General features: G+C 73.2%; 18 protein-coding genes. 8 read left to right on the top strand and 10 right to left on the bottom strand.

Annotation, left to right across the window (positions count from 1 at the left end; genetic code table 11):
• Positions 1 to 15 precede the first annotated feature (15 nt).
• The 5 genes from Y09_RS05505 to Y09_RS05525 all read right to left on the bottom strand — a co-directional run bounded on the left by Y09_RS05505 (position 16) and on the right by Y09_RS05525 (position 6,598).
• The gene (locus tag Y09_RS05505) at positions 16 to 1,707 is read right to left on the bottom strand and encodes an ABC transporter ATP-binding protein (protein ID WP_053916680.1); all 1,692 of its coding nucleotides are present in this window, start codon (positions 1,705 to 1,707) and stop codon (positions 16 to 18) included.
• Positions 1,704 to 2,729, bottom strand: coding sequence for an ABC transporter permease (locus Y09_RS05510; RefSeq protein WP_053916683.1), 1,026 nt, complete (start codon positions 2,727 to 2,729; stop codon positions 1,704 to 1,706). The genes Y09_RS05505 and Y09_RS05510 overlap by 4 nt, the downstream gene beginning before the upstream one ends.
• A gap of 1 nt (position 2,730) precedes the next feature.
• Positions 2,731 to 3,816 (bottom strand): ABC transporter permease, encoded by a 1,086-nt coding sequence (locus tag Y09_RS05515; RefSeq protein ID WP_053916684.1) that lies wholly within the window; start codon positions 3,814 to 3,816, stop codon positions 2,731 to 2,733.
• A complete protein-coding gene (locus Y09_RS05520; RefSeq protein WP_082358653.1) occupies positions 3,813 to 5,459 on the bottom strand; it encodes an ABC transporter substrate-binding protein in 1,647 nt (548 codons plus the stop codon). Before Y09_RS05520 ends, Y09_RS05515 begins: the two co-directional genes overlap by 4 nt.
• 176 nt (positions 5,460 to 5,635) lie before the next feature.
• Positions 5,636 to 6,598: a hypothetical protein gene (locus tag Y09_RS05525; protein ID WP_053916687.1), complete on the bottom strand. Its 963-nt coding sequence runs from the start codon at positions 6,596 to 6,598 to the stop codon at positions 5,636 to 5,638.
• A gap of 188 nt (positions 6,599 to 6,786) precedes the next feature.
• Here Y09_RS05525 and Y09_RS05530 point away from each other — a divergent pair, with 188 nt between their 5' ends.
• Positions 6,787 to 7,833 carry a benzoate/H(+) symporter BenE family transporter gene (locus Y09_RS05530; RefSeq protein WP_345742683.1) on the top strand — a complete coding sequence of 349 codons (1,047 nt, stop codon included), beginning with the start codon at positions 6,787 to 6,789 and terminating at the stop codon, positions 7,831 to 7,833.
• A 4-nt stretch (positions 7,834 to 7,837) separates the two neighbouring features.
• Here Y09_RS05530 and Y09_RS05535 read toward each other — a convergent pair whose 3' ends face one another.
• From Y09_RS05535 to Y09_RS05545, 3 genes are read right to left on the bottom strand one after another with little or no spacing between them, the layout of a single operon-like run.
• Complete coding sequence (locus Y09_RS05535; RefSeq protein WP_010551775.1) at positions 7,838 to 8,212, bottom strand: DoxX family protein; 375 nt, start codon at positions 8,210 to 8,212, stop codon at positions 7,838 to 7,840.
• Positions 8,213 to 8,266: 54 nt separating this feature from the next.
• Positions 8,267 to 9,097 carry a uroporphyrinogen-III synthase gene (locus Y09_RS05540; protein ID WP_053916688.1) on the bottom strand — a complete coding sequence of 277 codons (831 nt, stop codon included), beginning with the start codon at positions 9,095 to 9,097 and terminating at the stop codon, positions 8,267 to 8,269.
• Between the two features lie 16 nt (positions 9,098 to 9,113).
• Positions 9,114 to 10,211 carry an NYN domain-containing protein gene (locus Y09_RS05545; RefSeq protein ID WP_053916690.1) on the bottom strand — a complete coding sequence of 366 codons (1,098 nt, stop codon included), beginning with the start codon at positions 10,209 to 10,211 and terminating at the stop codon, positions 9,114 to 9,116.
• 524 nt (positions 10,212 to 10,735) lie between these two features.
• On the opposite strand from Y09_RS05545, the gene Y09_RS05550 reads away from it, so the two are divergent.
• Positions 10,736 to 12,370, top strand: coding sequence for an HNH endonuclease signature motif containing protein (locus Y09_RS05550; RefSeq protein ID WP_053916693.1), 1,635 nt, complete (start codon positions 10,736 to 10,738; stop codon positions 12,368 to 12,370).
• A gap of 43 nt (positions 12,371 to 12,413) precedes the next feature.
• Here Y09_RS05550 and Y09_RS05555 read toward each other — a convergent pair whose 3' ends face one another.
• Together Y09_RS05555 and Y09_RS05560 are read right to left on the bottom strand one after the other, a co-directional pair.
• Positions 12,414 to 12,758, bottom strand: a complete 345-nt coding sequence (locus Y09_RS05555; RefSeq protein WP_053916695.1) for a cupin domain-containing protein — start codon at positions 12,756 to 12,758, stop codon at positions 12,414 to 12,416.
• An 87-nt stretch (positions 12,759 to 12,845) separates the two neighbouring features.
• Entirely contained in the window at positions 12,846 to 13,754 is a 909-nt protein-coding gene (locus tag Y09_RS05560) for a LysR substrate-binding domain-containing protein (protein ID WP_053916697.1), read from the bottom strand.
• 62 nt (positions 13,755 to 13,816) lie between these two features.
• Here Y09_RS05560 and Y09_RS05565 point away from each other — a divergent pair, with 62 nt between their 5' ends.
• From Y09_RS05565 to Y09_RS05590, 6 genes are read left to right on the top strand one after another with little or no spacing between them, the layout of a single operon-like run.
• Entirely contained in the window at positions 13,817 to 14,878 is a 1,062-nt protein-coding gene (locus Y09_RS05565; protein ID WP_082358654.1) for a YeiH family protein, read from the top strand.
• A 47-nt stretch (positions 14,879 to 14,925) separates the two neighbouring features.
• A complete protein-coding gene (locus tag Y09_RS05570; RefSeq protein ID WP_053916880.1) occupies positions 14,926 to 15,324 on the top strand; it encodes a molybdopterin-binding protein in 399 nt (132 codons plus the stop codon).
• The gene (gene modA, locus Y09_RS05575; protein ID WP_053916701.1) at positions 15,321 to 16,091 is read left to right on the top strand and encodes a molybdate ABC transporter substrate-binding protein; all 771 of its coding nucleotides are present in this window, start codon (positions 15,321 to 15,323) and stop codon (positions 16,089 to 16,091) included. The genes Y09_RS05570 and modA overlap by 4 nt, the downstream gene beginning before the upstream one ends.
• The gene (locus Y09_RS05580) at positions 16,088 to 16,858 is read left to right on the top strand and encodes an ABC transporter permease (protein WP_053916703.1); all 771 of its coding nucleotides are present in this window, start codon (positions 16,088 to 16,090) and stop codon (positions 16,856 to 16,858) included. Before modA ends, Y09_RS05580 begins: the two co-directional genes overlap by 4 nt.
• Complete coding sequence (locus Y09_RS05585; protein WP_053916705.1) at positions 16,855 to 17,862, top strand: sulfate/molybdate ABC transporter ATP-binding protein; 1,008 nt, start codon at positions 16,855 to 16,857, stop codon at positions 17,860 to 17,862. The genes Y09_RS05580 and Y09_RS05585 overlap by 4 nt, the downstream gene beginning before the upstream one ends.
• A complete protein-coding gene (locus Y09_RS05590; protein WP_053916707.1) occupies positions 17,859 to 18,473 on the top strand; it encodes an endonuclease III in 615 nt (204 codons plus the stop codon). The genes Y09_RS05585 and Y09_RS05590 overlap by 4 nt, the downstream gene beginning before the upstream one ends.
• Positions 18,474 to 18,488 lie beyond the last annotated feature (15 nt).

Genomic DNA, 18,488 nt, shown 5'->3' on the forward strand with positions numbered 1-18,488 from the left:
GCCCGGCCCTCCTCCTCAGCTCTCCGCGCGCCCGCTCCCCCATTCCTGCGCGTACGCCTCGCGCCGCCGCGCCTGCTCGGCCGGGTCCGGGACGGGCAGGGAGGCGATGAGGCGGCGTGTGTACGGGTGCTGGGGCCGCTGCAGCACGTCCGGTCCGTGACCCTCCTCGACGAGCTCGCCGCGGTAGAGCACCCCGATGCGGTGGGCGAGGGAGTCGACGACGGCGAGGTCGTGGCTGATGAACAGCGCCGCGAAGCCGAGCCGCTGCTGCAGCTCACGGAACAGGGCCAGCACGGTCGCCTGCACGGAGACGTCCAGGGCGCTGGTCGGCTCGTCGGCGACGAGCAGCTCGGGGCCGAGGACGAGCGCGCGGGCGAGGGAGACCCGCTGGCGCTGCCCACCGGAGAGCTCGTGGGGGTAGCGCCGTGCGTAGTCGCCCGGCAGCTCCACCGCCTCGAGCAGCTCGCGCACGCGGCGGCCGCGCTCGGCGGCGTCGAGCTGCTGCTCGTGGACGACGAGCGGCTCGGCGATGCACTGCTCGATCGTCAGGTGCGGGTTGAAGGAGGTGGCGGGGTCCTGGAAGACGAAGCCGATCCGCCGCCGCAGCGGGGTGAAGCTCCGCTCCCGCATCCCGCGCATCTCGTGCCCGAGCACGGCGAGGCTCCCGCCGGTGGTGCGCTCGAGCCCCGCGATGGCGCGGCCGATGGTGGTCTTGCCGGAGCCGGACTCCCCCACCAGGCCGTACACCTCGCCGCGGCGGATGGTGAGGTCCACGCCCTTGACGGCGCGGAAGGGGGCGCGGCCCAGCCGGCCCGGGTACTCGACGACGAGGTCGCGGGCGACGACGAGCGGCTCCGCCTCCTCGAGCGCCTGCTGCGCGGCGGGCTCGAGCGCGCTCCAGGCGGAGTCCCGGCCCAGGTGCGGCACGGCCGCGAGCAGCTTCTGCGTGTACTCCTCGCGGGGGTCCGCGAAGAGCTCCGTCGCCGTGGCCCGCTCGACGACGCGCCCGTGGTGCATCACGGCGACGGAGTCGGCGAGATCCGCGACCACGCCCATGTTGTGGGTGATCAGGATGATCGAGGTGCCGAAGCGGTCGCGCACGTCGCGCAGCAGGTCGAGGATCTCGGCCTGGACGGTGACGTCGAGTGCGGTGGTGGGCTCGTCGGCGACGATCAGTTCGGCGCCGAGCGCGAGCGCCATCGCGATCATGATGCGCTGCTTCTGCCCGCCGGAGAACTCGTGCGGGTAGCGGTCGATGCGCTCGGCCGCGTCGGGGATCCCCACCGACTCGAGCGCCCGGACGGCCTCGGCCCGGATCTCCTTGCGGGAGATCCGCCCGCGATGGGCGCGCAGCCCCTCCCCGATCTGCCACCAGATCGGGAAGACAGGGTTCAGGGCGCTGGAGGGCTCCTGGAAGATCATCGAGACGTCCTCGCCGCGCAGGCGGCGCATCTGCGCGGCGGTCTGGCGCACGACGTCGGTGCCGGAGACCAGGACGGTGCCGCGGGCCTCCGCCGTCTCCGGCAGCAGCCCCAGCACCGACCGGGCGGTGACGGACTTGCCGGAGCCGGACTCGCCGACGACGGCGAGGATCTCCCCGGGGGCGACCTCGAGGCTGACGCCGTCCACGGCGTGGACCTCGCCGCCGTCGGTCGCGAAGCGGATGTCGAGGTCCCGGATCTCGAGACGTGCTGGGGCCTGGTTCATGCGGCCACCGTCCTCTCGCTGCGTCGGCGCCGGGTGCGCAGCCGCGGGTCGTTGAGGTCGTTCACGGATTCGCCCACGAGCGTCACCCCGAGCACGGCCAGCACGATCGCGAGGCCCGGGAACAGCCCCGTCCACCAGATGCCGCTGGTCGCGTCGGACATGGCGCGGTTGAGGTCGTAGCCCCATTCGGAGGCGCTGGTCGGCTCGATGCCGAAGCCGAGGAAGCCCAGCGCCGCGAGGGTCAGGATCGACTCGGAGGCGTTGAGTGTGAAGATCAGCGGGAGGGTGCGGGTGGCGTTGCGCAGCAGGTGGGTGCCCATGATGCGGCGGTGCCCGGTGCCCACCACCTTCGCGGCCTCGACGAAGGGCTCGGCCTTCAGCCGCACCACCTCGGCGCGGATCACGCGGAAGTACTGCGGAACGAACACCACCGTGATCGACAGCGCGGCGGCGAGGATGCCGCCCCAGGCGTCGGACTGCCCGCCGGAGATCACGATCGACATCACGATCGCGAGCAGCAGGGAGGGGAAGGCGTAGATCGCATCGGCCAGCATCACCAGCACCCGGTCCAGCCAGCCGCCCATGTAGCCGGAGAGCAGTCCGAGCGCGACCCCGAGGAACAGCGAGGCCGCGACCGCGCAGACCATCACGGCGACCGCGGTGCGGGTCCCCCAGATCACGCGGGAGAGCACGTCGAAGCCGGTGACGGTGGTGCCCAGCGGGTGGGCGGCCGACGGGGGCCGCTGGGTGCCGAAGGCCTCGCCGTCGGCGGCGGTGTCGGCGAAGCCGTAGGGGGCCAGCAGCGGGGCGAGCAGCGCGGTCAGCAGCAGCAGGCCCACCAGCACCACGCCGGCCACCAGCATCCCGCGCTGGAGGCCGACGCTGCGGCGCAGGTGGCTGACCACCGGCAGGCGCAGGTACCAGGGCGCGCGGGCGGTCGCGGTGACGACCGCGGACTCGGCGGCGAGGTCGGTGCCGGCGGCGTCGCCCTCGCCGACGGGCTCGGGGTTCGACAGCGTCATCTCAGTACCTCACCCTCGGGTCGATGAGCGCGGCGATCACGTCGACGACGAAGTTCGAGATCGCGACGATCACGGCGAGCATCATGACGATGCCCTGCACGGCGACGTAGTCGCGGGCCTTCATGTACTCGGCGAGCATGTATCCCAGGCCGTTCCATTCGAAGGTGGTCTCGGTGAGCACGGCCCCGCCGAGCATCATCGCGATCTGCATGCCCATCACAGTGATGATCGGGATCAGCGCCGGGCGCAGGGCGTGGCGGGTGGTCAGGCGCGACTCGGCGACGCCCCGGGAGCGGGCGGACTCGATGTACTGCATCTCGAGCGTGCCGATCATGTTGGTGCGCACCAGGCGCAGGAAGATCCCGCCGGTGAGGATCCCCAGCGCGATCGCGGGGAGGATCGCGTGGGAGACCACGTCGCGCAGCAGCTCCAGGTCCCCCAGCCGCAGCGCGTCCAGCAGGAAGAACGGGCTGGGGTTCAGGATGGTGCTCATCGTGATCTCGCCGCGGGTGGAGATCCGCCCGGCGACCGGCAGCCAGCCGAGCCCGACGGAGAACACCAGCTTCAGCAGCAGGCCGACGAAGAACACCGGGGTGGCGTAGCCGAGGATCGCCACGATCCGCAGCACCGCATCGGGCCAGCGGTCGCGGGTGCGGGCCGCGATCATCCCCAGCGGCACCCCGATCACGAGCGCGACGACGACCGAGTAGACGACCAGCTCGAAGGTCGCCGCCCCGTAGGTGGTGAGGATCTCGGTGACGGGGGTGCGGTCGGTGTAGGTGGTGCCGAAGTCGCCGCGCAGCACCCCGCCGAGGTAGTCGAAGTACTGGATGATCAGCGGCCGGTCGTAGCCGGCCTCGGCGCGGCGGGCGGCGAGCTCGCTCGGGGTGAGCCGGCCGCCGAGCGCGGCGGTGATCGGGTCGCCCGTGATCCGCATCAGGAAGAACACCACCGTCATCAGGATGAAGACGGTCGGGATGATCAGCAGGAAGCGCAGGAGGATGTAGCGGCCGAGGCCGCCCCCCGAGACCCGGCGGCGCGGGCGTCGGGGGGCGTGCTCGACCTCGGTCTCGGCGGCGGCGGTCACTTGGACAGCGGCGAGATGCGGAACTTGAAGGAGGAGTCGAGCGTGACGCCCTGGACCTCCGCCGTGGATACCGCGATCTGCGCGCCCTGCAGCAGCGGCAGGGTCGAGATGTCCTCGGCGACGACGTCCTGGATCTGCACGAACAGCGCCTCGCGCTCGGCGGAGTCCGCGGTGCCGCGCTGCTTCTGGATCAGCTCGTCGACCTCGGGGTTCGAGTAGTGGTTGGCCAGGAAGTTCTCGGTGACGAAGAAGGGCGAGAGGTAGTTGTCGGCGTCGGAGTAGTCGGGGAACCAGCCCAGCTGGTAGGCGGGATAGACGTCGGCGACGCGGTCGTCGCTGTACTGCACCCATTCGGTGGACTTCAGGTCCACCGCGAACAGCCCGTCGGCCTCGAGCTGGCCCTTGACCGCCGCGTACTCGTCGCCGGAGGAGTTGCCGTAGTGGTCGGGGTTGTACTGCAGGCTCAGCTGCACCGGGATCTCCACGCCCGCGTCCTCGAGCCGGCCGCGGGCCCGTTCGGCGTCGGGGCCGCCGGAGCCGTCGCCGTACATGTCCTTGAACTGGGTGCCGGCGCCGGGCAGGCCCTCGGGGATGTAGGAGAACAGCGGGGTGTAGGTGTCGTTGTACACGGAGCTGGCGATGGCCTGGCGGTCGATGAGGTCGGCGACCGCCTGGCGGACGGCGCGGGCCTTGTCGGGATCCGGGTCCTCGGTCTTCTCGCCGTAGGGGTTGGTGTGGAAGTTGAAGACGATGTAGCGGATCTCGCCGCCGGGGCCCTCGTGGACCGTCACCGCGTCGTCGCCCTGCAGGTCGGCGATGTCTGTCGCGGAGAGGGAGCGCCACACGCAGTCGATGTTGCCCTGCTGGATGTCCAGCTTCATGTTGTTCTGGTCGGCGTAGTACGACATCGACACGCTCGCGGTCGCCGGCGCGCCGAACAGCCCCTTGTAGCCGTCGAAGGCCTCGAAGGTGACCAGCTCGTTGATCTTCCAGCTGGTGATCGCGTAGGGGCCGCAGAAGGCGTTCCCGTCCACGATCTCGGCGTCGGAGAGCACGGCATCGGCCGGGAACACCTCGGCGTCGACGATCGGGCCGGCCGGGGAGCACAGCACGTAGGGGAAGGTCTGGTCGCCGGGCTCCTTGAGGTGGAACTCGACGGTGAGCTCGTCGACCGCCTCGACCTTCTCGAGGTTGCCCAGCAGGCTCGAGGGGCCGTTGGGGTCGGCGATCGCGAGCTGCCGGTCGAAGGTGTGCTTGACGTCCTCGCTGGTGAGCTCGTTGCCGTTCGCGAAGGTCAGCCCCTCCTTGAGGGTGACGGTGTACACGTTGTCGCTGGTGAACTCCGCGGTCTCGGCGAGGTCCGGCTCGGGGACGCCGTCCTCGGAGCCGACGGAGGTGTTCATCAGGTAGGCGTAGCACTGGGTCCACACCGTCGAGGAGCCGTTGTCGTAGGCGGCGGCGGGGTCGAGCGCGGTGACCTTGTCGGTGGTGCCGATGGTGAGGGCGCCGCCGCCCCCGCCGTCGGATCCGCCGTCGGACCCTCCGTCCTCGGTGGTCTGGGCGCAGGCGGTCACCAGCACGGGGACCCCGGCCATCGTCAGCAGCATGGTGCGTCGCGTGGGGGTCATGGCGGCGTCGAACATCGGGGTCCTCCAGGAGGCCGGTCGGCATCAGGGGTGGTGATGCCGTGCAGGGGACGGGCGGGGATGTGATCCAGCGCACCCGCACAGGGGTGGCCCGCACTGTATCGGCCCGTCGGCGCGGCCGGGGCGGGTTCGCGCACGCCGGCCGTCACGGTGATCGAACTGTGACCCGGCCCTCAGCCCTCGCCCCACCAGCGCAGCACCCGCAGTGCCTGCAGGGTCAGCCACGGCGAGGGCTCCCCCACCGGGACGTCGACCTCGAACCAGACCGCACCGGGCAGGCGGTGCTGCTGGAGCCAGGTGCCGTCCTCCTGCTGCGCGTCGAGGACGGACTGGGTGGCGTCGGCCATCCGCGGATCGCGCAGATCCCGCTCGCGGAAGTGGTCGAGCGCCCGCAGCGCGGAGTAGATGTGCCGCGGCGGGTACAGGAAGTGCTCCACCCAGGGGCCGACGATCTCCCCGGTGCTCTCCCGGCGCATCAGGCGCCGCTGCAGGAGGTACTCCTCCGCCTCGCCCCTCGCGGCGCGCAGCACGGGCGAGCCGCCCGTGGCCTGCTCGTGCACGTGCAGGGCCCGCAGCACGTTCAGGGTCGAGTGGAAGCTCGCGCGCGTCGAGCCGTCCTCCCACTCGCAGTTCCAGCCTCCCTCGTCCATGCGGTGGGCGAGGAACCAGCGGGGCAGGGAGGAGACGTCGGCTCCGAGCCAGAGGCCGTTGGCCAGCGTCATCGCGTTGATGCAGCAGTCCACCTCGCCGCCCCAGTAGGGCAGGGAGGGGTCGTACTCCCAGTGCGCGTGCTCGGCGAGCTTCGCGGCGGTGTCGCGCTCGATGAGCGGGGCGGGGTCCATGCCCCATTCACGCAGAGTGGTGAGGGACCAGGTGGTCGCGGTCCAGGGCTGGCCGGGCAGCTCGAGGTTCTCGGGATCGTCGAAGAACCCGGCGGGGAAGAACGCGCCCCCGGCCCACAGCCCGGTCTCCGGGTCCTGGTGGTCCAGCAGCCTCGCCCCGAAGCCCTCGTGGGGGATGCGCGCGCGGGTCGCCTCCCACACCTCGGGCGGCTGGTCCAGCAGATCGCGCTCGACCTGCCAGCGCAGGGAGCGGTCGGTGTCGAGGAGCCAGGAGACGACGTCGGTGGGAGCCACCCTGGGATCCTCCCCGCGAACCGCGGCGCGGGCAACCCCGCCCGCCGCCTGGTCTGCGCTCATGCTGCGCCCCGTCTCGGCCGGGATCATCTCCGGTCTCGTCGCGTTCACGAGCTCCTTCGTCGTCGTCCTCGCGGGCCTCGAGGGTCGGCGCCTCGCCCGCGCAGGCGGCGAGCGGGCTGCTCGCGGTGAGCGTGCTGATGGGGCTGTGCTCGATGCTGTTCTCCCTGCGCACCCGTCTGCCGATCACGGTGGCCTGGTCCACCCCGGGCGCGGCGCTGCTCGCGGCGACGGGCGCGGTGGACGGCGGCTGGCCCGCCGCAGTCGGTGCGTTCGTGCTGGTCGGGGTGCTGATCGTGCTGACGGGGCTGGTGCCCGCGCTCGGCGCCCTGATGGCCCGGATCCCGACCCCGATCGCGCAGGCGATGCTCGCCGGGGTGCTGTTCCAGCTGTGCCTGGGCCCGGTGCTCGGCGTGGCCGCGAATCCGCTCGCGGTGGCGCCGGTGATCGTGGTGTGGGCGCTCGCGCAGCGGCTCTCACCGCGCTGGGCCTCCCCGCTCGCGTTCCTCGCCGCGAGCGTCGTGATCGTCGTGTCCCTGACGGCGGCGCCCTCCCCGTCGGCCGCTCCCCCGCTGCTCCCGGCGGTGGAGCTCACCGTCCCGACGCTGACCGTCGGCGCGGTCGTGGGGGTCGCGCTCCCGCTGTACCTGGTGACGATGGCGTCGCAGAACGTGCCGGGCGTGGCGGTGATGCGGAGCCTCGGCTATGAGGTGCCGTGGCGCGCGTCGATGGTGACCACCGGTCTCGGCACGATGATCGGCGCGCCGCTCGGCGGGCACGGCGTGAATCTCGCGGCGATCACTGCCGCTCTCGCGGCCGGGCCGGAGGCCGGGGAGGATCGGGAGCGGCGCTGGATCGCCTCGACCACGTCGGGCGTGGTGCTGGTGCTGTGCGGTCTCGGAGCGACCGTCTTCGCACAGCTGATCGCGCTCGCGCCGGAGGGCGTGATCCCGGCGGTGGCGGGGCTCGCGCTGCTGGGCACCTTCGTGGCCTCGCTGCGCTCCGCGCTCGCGGAGTCCGAGGAGCAGCTCCCCGCCGGGGTGACGGTGCTGATCGCCGCCTCGGGCATCGCGGCGGCGGGGATCAGCGCGGCGTTCTGGGCGCTGCTGGTCGGGCTCGCGCTGCGGGCGCTGCTGTGGGCGGGGCGCCGGACGGGCTCAGCTCACAGCGGGTAGGGGCTCACAGCGGGTAGGGCCCGAAGCGGGACCAGGCCACCACCACCGATCCGAGCGCCAGGAGCATCGAGGGGAGCATGGCGCGGAACGGGTCGCCGCGTCGGGCGTGCACGAGCGCGGCGAAGACCATGGTGATCGCGAGGCCGGCGGCCGCCAGCGACACCAGGACCGTGGCGATGCCGGTGAGCGCGGGGACGACGAGGCCGAGCGCGCCGAGGATCTCCAGGGCGCCGATCCCCTGGATGACGCTGTGGGGGAAGTCCTCGGCGTAGGGGGTCTTCTCGATCTGCTGCTCGCGCGGCGCGAGGAGCTTCATCGCGCCGCTGGCCACGAAGACCGCGGCGAGGGCGAAGGCGAGGATCCACAGGAACGTGTTCATCGGACTGCCTCCTTGTCCCGGGCGCCCCAGTATCCCCCTCTCCGCCTCCTGCTGTCAGGAGAGTGCGGCGAAGTGCTGCACGACGGTGCGCACGAGGGAGCCCGTCCTCGCCCGCTCCGCCTCCAGGACGGGCAGGTCACGAGCTCTCAGCGCTGCGGAGGTCACGGGGCCGACGCTCGCGAGCACCAGCTCCCCCGCTCGGGCGCGCTCCCGCACCGCGTCCAGGGTCCCGGCCCGTGCGGCGGCGTCGAGCCAGCCGGTCGCGCCGGGCGCGGAGGTGAACAGCACGGCGTCGGCCCCTCCGGCGCCGGCGAGCCGGGCCGCGCGGGTGAGGGCGGCGGGATCCGACGGCGGCCCCCAGCGGTAGACGGTCAGGCTGATCATCTCGGCGCCGTGCGCGGTGAGCAGCTCGTCGAGCCCGTCGTCGCCGGAGCCGTGGTGCTGGACGGCGATCCGCAGACCGTCCACCCCCGTGGACAGCAGCTCGTCACCGAGCTCGGCCGCGGTCTCGGAGGTCGCGACGTAGACGCTGTCCAGGCCTGCCCCGCGCACCGCGCCGTGGGCCTTGGTGCCGCGGGAGTGGATGCGGGAGGCCCCGAGGGCGGCGCGGAGGTCCGCGCCGAGACCGGCGGCGTCGGCCGCCTCGAGCCAGCCGCGCAGCCCGACGCCGGTGAGGACGACGGTCGCGTCCGGCGGCGCGGCGATCAGCGCGCGGGTGCGCTCGAGCAGCGTCTCGTCGTCGACGTGCGGGATCGTGGACATCGCAGCGGCGGGCACGACGCGCGCGCCGTGCCGTTCGAGGGCGGCGGCGAGCTCCTCGGAGCGCCGGTCCACGGCGGTGATGACGGTGCGTCCGGCCAGGGCGCCGGAGAGCAGGGTCGTCATGGCGCGCCGGTCCCCGTCAGTCCTTGGCGCGCACGAGACGCTCGTGCCCGGTCTCCTCGAGCACGGCGATGTCGGAGTTCGCCTTGAGGAACTCGGAGAAGGAGCGGAAGCCGAGGGCCTTCTCGCTGAAGGAGGGGTCCATGCGCCGCATGTGGGACTTCACGGCCGAGCTGTGCAGCCATTCGCTGTCGCCGCGGCCGCCGAGCTGGAGGGCGCGCTCGAGCAGGCGGGTGGCCGACTCGCGGGGGTCCTCCTCGCCCTCGTCCTCGAGCGTGTCGTCGAGGCGGTCCTCGATCTCCTGCGAGGCGGTGGCCACGTCGCTGTCGGCGCCGCTGTGCCGGCCGCGGCCGCCGCGGCGCGAGCCGGAGCCGCCGCTGCTCTCGGTGCTCTCGGCGCTCGTGGAGCTCTCGATGCTCTCTGCGCCGTCGGTGCCGTCCGTGCCGTCAGCGCCGCCCTGGCCGCGCCGGCTGCGGGAGCGCGTGGTCCCGCGTCCCTCCTCGTCCCCGCCGCCGAGGCGCCGGGAGCGGAAGCGTGCGGGGGCAGAGGGCCGCTCGACGCCGGGGAGGTTCTCGTAGGACTCGAACTCGTCGCAGGCGGCGGCGAGGGACTTCGCGGTGGAGCCGGCGACGCCGAGCGCGATCACGTAGCGGCCGAGGCGGCGGCAGCGCTGGGCGAGGGGGACGTAGTCGGAGTCCCCGGCGACGATCACGACGTGGGTGAGGTCGGGCAGGAGGTAGAGATCCTCGACGGTGTCGACGGCGAGGCGGATGTCGGCGCCGTTCTTGGCGTAGGCCGCGGCGGGGAACAGCTGGACCAGGTCGACGGCGCGGGCCACGAGCTGGCTGCGGTAGACGGCGTTGACCGGCGAGGACCAGTCCGCGTAGGCGCGGGTGAGGGTGAGGGACCCGAAGGAGGCGGCGAAGTCGATCACGGCGCCGACGTCGACGGTCGCCTTCGCGAGCCGCTCGGCGATCTCGGGCTCGGTGGGGTCCTCCGCGATGCGGTGGCGGTCGCGGCTGTACGCCTGCCGTCCGTGCACCCGGTCGTACCAGGACATGACGATGTTGTCGAAATCGAGATATACCGCGACGCGGGGATCCTGTGGGTCAGCCATGCCCCCAGTCTGCCTGGTCGCGGGGAGGACGCGCGAACTGCGGGGTGCGCCGCGGCGGGTGGACGACGGGAGGACACGAGAACGGAGGGCGGGAAGATGCGCGAGCGGGGGCCGTTGCGCGCGACTCGACGAGGGGCCGCGCAATATGGCGTGGCACCTTCCCGCGCTACTCGACAACTATTCCCCGAAAGAGATCGAGTGCATTTTACAATGGAACCTCGAGAGCGATTCCGCCTAATGCACGCTGAAGGAACAGCAAGAAGACTCGATCCACGCCCCACACACGACACGCCCTACACCCCACCCCCGACGGACGACGCACTCCCAGCTCAGAATGTGGATGACGCCCCCGACCCCCCTCCCCGCGCGCGACCTCCCCTCCCCACACCTCACTTGCCCACACCCCGCACACACCATTCTGTGGATACCCCCGGGAAACATCCGAAACTCATCCACACACCTTTCTTCTGTCACACCGACGTCGTAGTCTCGAGATATTCAAGGCCGACGGAGGAGGTGGGGACATGAGCACCGCGACGAGCACACCGGCGAGCGCCGGCGACGACGACATCGACGGCACCGCCCTCGACCCGGCCGCCCTCGCCTTCCTCGACTCCATCCCCTCCCGTCTGCGCGTGGTCCAGGCCCGCGCGGCGCGCACGCGGGAGGACCTCCCCGCACGCTCGGGCTGCGAGGAGGACATGCGGCTCGGCGAGGCGGCCCAGCGGGTCTGGGACGCCGAGACGGCGAGCGCCCGCGCCCTGGCCGCGCGCCTCCGCGCCCTCGCCGCGCTGATCGAGTCCGAGGGTGGAGACTGCGCGGACGACGTGGACACCCTCCGCGCCGCGATGGCGCTGCGGGTGACGCACGGCGTCGCGCACCGGGAGCTCCTGGCGGCGCACCGCGCGGTGGACCAGCTGCCGCGCACGCTCGCACGCCTGGAGGCGGGTGCGCTGCCCAGCTGGTGGTTCCAGAAGGTGCTGCGCGAGTCGGAGGATCTCGGCGACGAGTCCCGGAGGCTGCTGGACGCGGCGCTCACCGCCTGGCCCGCCGACATCCCCGTCGAGCGCTTCCTCACTCTGCTGCGCGCCCTGGTGAGGCTGCTCGCCGAGCGGGAGAAGGAGCCTTCAGCGCCGGAGGAGGCTCTGCCGCGGGAAGTCGAGCTCACCCCTGACGGGCGCGCCGGGACCGGAGCGGCATCGCTGCGCGGCCCGATCCCCGAGGTCCTCGCGTTCTGGAAGCGCCTGGACGAGACCGCGCACGCGGTCCAGGCCGCACAGCGTCACGCCCTGCGGGAGGGGACCGAGATCCCCTATGACCTCGACGGCATCGCGAGCGCGACCCAGCGCCCCGTGCCGCTCGACCGGCTCCGCTACGACCTGATGCTGAACGCCGAGTTCGACACCGACGGCGTGAGGGTGCCCGCGCCGCGCTTCCGCCTGAACGTCACCGTGCCGGTGTTCACCCTGCTGGGCCTCTCCGACGCTCCTGGCATGCTCGAGGGCACGATCCCGCTCCCTCCTGCGGTCGCGCGGGAGATCGCGGGCGGCGAGAGCGTCTGGTACCGGATCCTCACCGATGCGTGCACGGGAGCCTTCCTGCCGCTGCCCCCGGACCGCTATCCGCCGACGCAGGCCATGCTCGAGCACCTCCGCCTGCGCAGCTCGACCTGTGCGGTCCCCGGCTGCACGCGACCGGTCTCCTGGGCCTCCGAGGCCGATCACATCGAGGAGTTCGTCCACGCCGACCCCGCTCGAGGTGGTCGCACCGAGCTCGAGAACCTCCACCTGCTGTGCTGGCAGCACCATCAGGCGAAGACCGCCGGCGATCTCGACCCGACCAGGCTCCCCGTCCCGGCCAGCGGGCCGGAGCCCGGTGCGGGGCGCGGCCCGGGACGCACCCGCTGGCGGATCGGTACCCGCGGCGAGCAGGTGATCGCGGCCGACGACATCGACCTCGGCACACGACTCGCGGTCGAGGACCTCGAACGTGCCTGGCGGGCCTTCGTCGACCGCCGCACCGCGCCGCCGCCTCCGATACCACCGCCGACCTCACCGCCGAGATCGCCGATCCCGAAGGGGCCTCCCGCCCAGGGCGAGCCGGCTGCGCGAGATGAGGAGCCCGGCAGTTCTCCCTACGAGGATCCGCCACCCTTCTGACCTGCGGCGCCACGTCCGGACGCGGGTGACCGCTGCACCGCGCTCAGTCTCGCGGCCCCTGGATCGTCAGCGACCGGCGGCGCCGGTGCACGGTGAGGTACTCCAGTCCGTCCTCCCCCGCCCGGAACCCGCGCACCGTGCGGCGGGGCAGCAGCGCGACGTCCCCGGCGCGCAGCGGCTCCTCGCCGTCCTCCGTCGTGAGCACGCCCTCGCCGTGCACCACGTGCACGAGCGTGTCCACCTCGGCGCCGATGTGGGCGGGGATCTCCTCCCCGGCGGGCAGTCGGATCAGGTTGGAGTCCAGCTCGCGCTCGGGCACGGCGATGGACCAGACGGCGCCGCGGCGCGGCTGCTCGGGCTGCTCCGCGGTGTTGGTGAGGATCGGCATGTCGCACCCTTCCTGCTCTCGATGTCGCCTCCGAACGTACCCCGGCCGCGTCCTCGGGCCGGGCGGCGGGCGCGCTGCTCGGCGCGATCACCGGGGCGGCGGCGTGGCTGCTGTCGCGACGGCGACGAGATCCGCTGCCGGGCCGCTGAGCCGGCGGGGCCCGTTCCACACCGCGGTCAGCGGGCGGCGCAGACGCGAGCCCGCCAGCGGCACCCGCAGCAGCTGCCCGCTCTCGAGCCCGGAGCGGACGGCGAGCATGCTGAGCACCGCGGGCCCTGCGCCGGAGGCGACGGCGATGCGGACGGCGGCGTTGCTGCCGAGCTCCTGGACGGGCGGGGTACCGCCCGCCGCGGGGACGAGCTCCTCGAAGGCGTCGCGCGTGCCGGACCCTCCCTCGCGCACCACGAGCGGGGTCGAGGCGAGCTCGTCGAGCTCGAGCGGCCCCTCGCGCAGCGCCCAGGGATGCTCCGGGGCGACGACCACCACGAGCTCGTCCTCGCGCAGCGTCAGCGCGTGCACGTCCCGCGGGAGGCGGGGCGTCTCGACGAAGCCGAGCCGCAGGTGCCCGTCGTGCACCCCGGCGAGGACCTGGGTGGAGTTGAGCACCTCGAGGTCCACCCGGGTGCGCGGGCTGCGGCGGCGCAGCTCGGCCAGCCAGGCGGGCATCAGGTGCTCCGCGATCGTCATCGACACCCCCACGCGCAGCTCGTGCACGCCCTCCTCGCGGCTGTGCCGCAGCCAGTCGGAGAACTGCTCGGCCGCCTCCAGCAGCTGCCGTGCCTGCGCCGCGTACAGCAGCCCGGCGGAGGTGGGGCGGGAGCCTCGCGGGTCCCGCTCGAGCAGGGCGGTGCCCGCCTGCGCCTCGAGCTGGGCGATCATCCGGCTCGCATTGGGCTGATGGATCCCGGCGCGCCGGGCGCCGGCGCCGAGCCCGCCCTCGTCCACCACGGCCACGAACAGGGCGAGGGCCGACAGGTTCGGCAGAGAGGCTGGCATATCAGAAATATATGCCCTGCTCGTGAACTGCCGACTACCGGCAGGTCAGAGGCGATGGAACCGTGGACGTCATGCCCTCCACCCCCTCGCACGCCCTCTCCTCCGGCGCCGCCCCCTCGACGCCGACGCCCTCGGCGTCCCCGGCCCCCTCGATCCTGCCGGGCCTCGCGCTCGCCCTCGGCGTCGCGGTCGTCTCGATGCTCGTCGCACCGCTGCTGCCGGGGATCAGCGCCCTGGTCCTCGCGATCGTCGTCGGCGTGGTGCTCGCGAACGTCGTCCCGCTCCCCCGGGCCGCGGCGCCGGGTCTCGCGATCGCCTCGAAGAAGCTGCTGCGCGCCGGGATCGTGCTGCTGGGACTCCAGGTCGCACTCGGCGACCTGGCCTCCCTCGGCATCGGGATGCTGCTGGTCGTGGTCGCGGTGGTGGGGGTCGGCATCCTCGGGACCGTGCTGCTGGGCCGGCTCGTCGGCGTCGGCCGTCACCTCACCGTGCTGATCGCCTGCGGGTTCTCGATCTGCGGCGCGGCGGCGGTCGCGGCGGCCGCGGGCGTCACGGATCCGGACGACGAGCGCGAGGAGGACACGGTCACGGCCGTGGCGCTGGTGGTGCTGTGCGGTTCGCTGATGATCGTGCTGGTGCCCGCGGCCGCCGCGCTGATGGGCCTGCACGGCGAGACCGCCGGTCTCTGGGCGGGCGCCTCCATCCACGAGGTCGCCCAGGTCGTCGCCGCGGGCGGCGCGATCGGCGGGGGCGCGGCGCTCACCGTCGCCGTGATCGTGAAGCTCGCCCGCGTGCTGATGCTCGCGCCGGTGATGGCGGTGATGTCGATGCAGCAGCGCCGGCACGGCGCGAAGGACGGGAAGCAGCCGCCGCTGGTGCAGCTGTTCGTGGTCGGCTTCCTCGCCATGGTGCTCGTGCGCTCCTTCGTGCCGCTCCCGGAGCCGGTGCTCGAGGCCGGGTCGCTGCTGCAGACCCTCCTGCTCGCCGCGGCGATGTTCGCGCTCGGCACCGGGGTGAGGATCTCGCTGCTGAAGCAGGTGGGACCGCGCCCCTTCCTCCTCGCCGCGCTCTCGACCGCGCTCGTCGCCTCGGTCGCGCTCGGCGGGGTGCTGCTCGTCGCCTGAGGACTTCCGCCCCATGAACCCGCATCTGCGCCGCTATGGTGGTCCTCATGACGCAGATGCGGGTTCGTGATGCCGCCACCTTCCTCGGGGTGAGTGAGGACACCGTGCGACGGTGGATCGAGAAGGGGACCCTCGAGGCGACCCACGACGCGAGCGGCCGGAAGGTGCTCGAGGGGGTCGAGGTCGCGCGCCTCGCCCGGGAGCTGGCGGTGACGCCCGAGCTGCACGGCACGACCGCCTCCTCCGCCCGGAACCGCTTCACGGGGCTGGTCACCCGGGTCGTGACGGACACCGTGATGGCGCAGGTCGAGCTGCAGTGCGGTCCTTTCCGCGTCGTCTCGCTGATGAGCAGCGAGGCCGCCCGGGAGCTCGGGCTGGAGGCCGGCAGGGTCGCCAGCGCCGTCGTGAAGGCCACGCAGGTCGTGATCGAGGCGGAGCCGTCATGAAGACCCTGCTCCGCTCCGCGGCCGCCGCCGCGGCGATCGCGCTGACCGCCGCCGCGTGCGGCTCCGGCGGCTCCGCCGAGGACCCGGCCGCCGCACCGGTCACCCTCCGCGTCTTCGCCGCCGCCTCCCTGCAGGAGCCCTTCGAGGAGCTCGGCGAGCAGTTCGAGTCCGAGCACGAGGGCGTCACGGTCGAGTTCAGCTTCGCCGGCTCCTCCACGCTGGTCGAGCAGATCCAGCAGGGCGCCCCGGCCGACGTCTTCGCCTCCGCGGACACGAAGAACATGGACAAGCTCACCGACGCCGGCCTCGAGGAGGCGGATCCCGTCGCCTTCACCACGAACACGCTGAGGATCGCGGTGCCGGCCGGGAACCCCGCGGGCGTCACGGACCTCGCCTCCCTCACTGGCGAGCTGAATCTCGTCGTCTGCGCGCCGGAGGTGCCCTGCGGCGCGGCGACCGAGACGGTGGAGGAGGCGGCGGGACTCGAGTTCGCCCCCGTCAGCGAGGAGCAGTCCGTCACGGACGTGCTGAACAAGGTCACCAGCGGCGAGGCCGATGCGGGCCTGGTCTACGTCACCGATGTGGAGAAGGCCGGCGATGCCGTCGAGGGGATCGACTTCCCCGAGGCGCAGGAGGCCGTGAACACCTACCCCATCACCACCGTCGACGGCTCGGCGAACCCGCAGCTGGGCCAGGAGTTCGTCGACCTCGTCACCGGCGAGGAGGGCCAGAAGGTCCTCGCCGGATACGGCTTCCGCGGCGCATGAGGACCCTCCCCCGCTGGATCCTGCTGCCCGCCGGGCTCGGCGCGCTGCTGGTCGTCCTGCCGCTCGTGGCGATGGCGCTGCGGGTCGAGTGGAGCGACTTCTGGGACCTGATCACCTCGGAGTCCTCGCTCGCGGCGCTGCGGCTGAGCCTGCAGACCTCGCTGACCAGCGCCGCGCTCTGCGTGCTGCTGGGCGTGCCGATGGCGCTGCTGCTCGCCCGCACGGACGGCCGCGGCATGTCGCTGGTGCGCTCGCTGGTGCTGATCCCGCTGGTCCTGCCGCCGGTGGTCGGGGGCATCGCGCTGCTGTACACCTTCGGGCGGCAGGGCCTGCTGGGTCGGCATCTGGAGCTGCTCGGGGTGCAGATCGCCTTCTCGACCACCGCGGTGGTGCTCGCGCAGACCTTCGTGGCCCTGCCCTTCCTGGTGCTCAGCCTGGAGGGGGCGCTGCGCACGGCCGGCACCCGCTACGAGCGGGCCGCCGCCTCCCTCGGGGCGTGCCCCTCCCGCGTCCTCACCCACGTCACGCTGCCGCTGGTGCTGCCCGCTCTGCTCTCCGGCACCGTGCTCTCCTTCGCCCGTGCGCTCGGCGAGTTCGGCGCGACGATCACCTTCGCCGGCTCCCTGCAGGGCACCACCCGCACCCTGCCGCTGGAGATCTACCTGCAGCGCGAGAGCGATCCGGAGGCCGCGGTGGCGCTCTCCTTCGTGCTGATGCTCGTCGCGATCGCGGTGATCGCCCTGGCGCACCGGAGGCGGAGCGCATGAGCCTGGTGCTGCGCGCCGCCGTCGCCGAGCGCGACGTCGAGCTCGACCTCGAGGTCGGACACGGCGAGACCCTCGCGGTCGTCGGCCCGAACGGCGCCGGGAAGTCGACCGCGCTGTCGCTGATCTCCGGGGACCTGCGCCCCAGCTCCGGCTCGGTCTCCCTCGACGGACGGATCCTGGTCGACGGGCGGACCTGGGTGCCGCCGCACGACCGCCGCGTCACCACCCTGAGCCAGGACCCGGTGCTCTTCCCGCACCTCACCGTGCTCGGCAACGTGATGTTCCCGCTGCGGGCCCAGGGCGTCCCGCGCCGGGAGGCGCGTCGACGGGCCGAGGTGCATCTCGAGCAGATGGGTCTCGCCGAACTCGCCGCCCGCCGCCCCGCCCAGCTCTCCGGCGGACAGGCGCAGCGGGTCGCGATCGCGAGGGCGCTCGCGGCGGATCCCCGGCTGCTGCTGCTGGACGAGCCGATGGCTGCGCTGGACGTCGACGTCGCGCCCGCGCTGCGCGAGCAGCTGCGCGGATTCCTCGCAGGCCGCACGGCGATCGTCGTCACCCACGACGTCCTGGACGCGCTCTCGCTCGCCGAACGCGTCGTGGTGCTCGAGCAGGGCCGGCAGGTCGACGCGGGGCCGACGACCGAGGTCCTCGCCCGACCGCGCTCGGGCTTCGCGGCACGGCTGGCGGGGCTGAACCTCGTCGCGGGCCGATGGGACGGGCACCGGATCGAGCTCGAGGGCGGCGGCCGCCTCTCGGCGAAGAGCCCCCTCGTCCCCGGCACCGCGGTGCTCGCCGCCTTCCGCCCCGCCGCGGTGCGCCTCGCCGAGCAGGGGCTCCCCCGCACCGTCCGCTCCCTGACCCCGCACGGCGACCTGGTCCGGGTGCGCACCGAGGATCTCGCCGCGGACCTGTCCCCGCAGGACGCCGCCGCCCGGCATCTCGCCCCCGGCACGGTGGTGCATCTCGCGGTCGCCCCTGAGGACGTGACAACCTACCTCGCATGATCGACCTGCGCGCCCTGCACCGCGAGCTGCTCGACCGGCACGGCCCGCAGGGCTGGTGGTGGCCCGGCGAGGAGCCCTTCGAGATCGCGCTCGGCGCGGTGCTGGTCCAGCGCTCCCGGTGGGAGCAGGCGGCGCAGGCCCTCGCCGCACTCACCGCCGCCGGACTGCGCGAGCCCGCCCGGCTCGCGTCGGCCGACGAGGAGCACGTGCGGGAGCTGGTCCGCCCGGCCGGCTTCCCGCGCACGAAGCCGCGGCGCGTGCAGGCGCTCGCGGCGTGGTGGGCCGGCCGTGCCGCGGCCGCCGACGAGCTGGACGACACCGCCCTCCGCCGAGAGCTCCTCTCCGTCGAGGGCGTCGGCGAGGAGACGGCCGATGCGATCTCGCTGTACTGCTTCGCCCGGCCCGCCTTCCTCTGCGACGAGTACGCGCGGCGGGCCCTGCGCGAGCGCGGCGCCGAGGTCCCGGGCACCTACCGGGCCTTCGCCCGTGCGCTCGTCCCGGCGCTCGAGGAGGCGGCCTTCACCGTGCCGGAGCTGGCGGAGCTGCACGGCCTGATCGTCGAGGAGGGGAAGCTCAGAGCGCGTCCAGCAGCTCCCGCACGGCGAGGTTGAACGGATCCAGATCCT

The organism is Brachybacterium sp. SW0106-09 (assembly GCF_001293905.1).
Lineage (GTDB): Bacteria > Actinomycetota > Actinomycetes > Actinomycetales > Dermabacteraceae > Brachybacterium > Brachybacterium conglomeratum.

Excerpts from the sequence above, each read along its gene's own strand:
- Y09_RS05535 (WP_010551775.1), bottom strand. The coding sequence starts at position 8,212 with ATGAACACGTTCCTGTGGATCCTCGCCTTCGCCCTCGCCGCGGTCTTC.
- Y09_RS05580 (WP_053916703.1), top strand. The coding sequence starts at position 16,088 with ATGAGGACCCTCCCCCGCTGGATCCTGCTGCCCGCCGGGCTCGGCGCG.
- Y09_RS05585 (WP_053916705.1), top strand. The coding sequence starts at position 16,855 with ATGAGCCTGGTGCTGCGCGCCGCCGTCGCCGAGCGCGACGTCGAGCTC.
- Y09_RS05590 (WP_053916707.1), top strand. The coding sequence starts at position 17,859 with ATGATCGACCTGCGCGCCCTGCACCGCGAGCTGCTCGACCGGCACGGC.
- Y09_RS05545 (WP_053916690.1), bottom strand. The coding sequence starts at position 10,211 with ATGGCTGACCCACAGGATCCCCGCGTCGCGGTATATCTCGATTTCGAC.
- Y09_RS05555 (WP_053916695.1), bottom strand. The coding sequence starts at position 12,758 with ATGCCGATCCTCACCAACACCGCGGAGCAGCCCGAGCAGCCGCGCCGC.
- Y09_RS05510 (WP_053916683.1), bottom strand. The coding sequence starts at position 2,729 with ATGACGCTGTCGAACCCCGAGCCCGTCGGCGAGGGCGACGCCGCCGGC.
- Y09_RS05570 (WP_053916880.1), top strand. The coding sequence starts at position 14,926 with ATGACGCAGATGCGGGTTCGTGATGCCGCCACCTTCCTCGGGGTGAGT.
- Y09_RS05560 (WP_053916697.1), bottom strand. The coding sequence starts at position 13,754 with ATGCCAGCCTCTCTGCCGAACCTGTCGGCCCTCGCCCTGTTCGTGGCC.
- Y09_RS05550 (WP_053916693.1), top strand. The coding sequence starts at position 10,736 with ATGAGCACCGCGACGAGCACACCGGCGAGCGCCGGCGACGACGACATC.
- Y09_RS05540 (WP_053916688.1), bottom strand. The coding sequence starts at position 9,097 with ATGACGACCCTGCTCTCCGGCGCCCTGGCCGGACGCACCGTCATCACC.
- Y09_RS05520 (WP_082358653.1), bottom strand. The coding sequence starts at position 5,459 with ATGTTCGACGCCGCCATGACCCCCACGCGACGCACCATGCTGCTGACG.
- Y09_RS05505 (WP_053916680.1), bottom strand. The coding sequence starts at position 1,707 with ATGAACCAGGCCCCAGCACGTCTCGAGATCCGGGACCTCGACATCCGC.
- modA (WP_053916701.1), top strand. The coding sequence starts at position 15,321 with ATGAAGACCCTGCTCCGCTCCGCGGCCGCCGCCGCGGCGATCGCGCTG.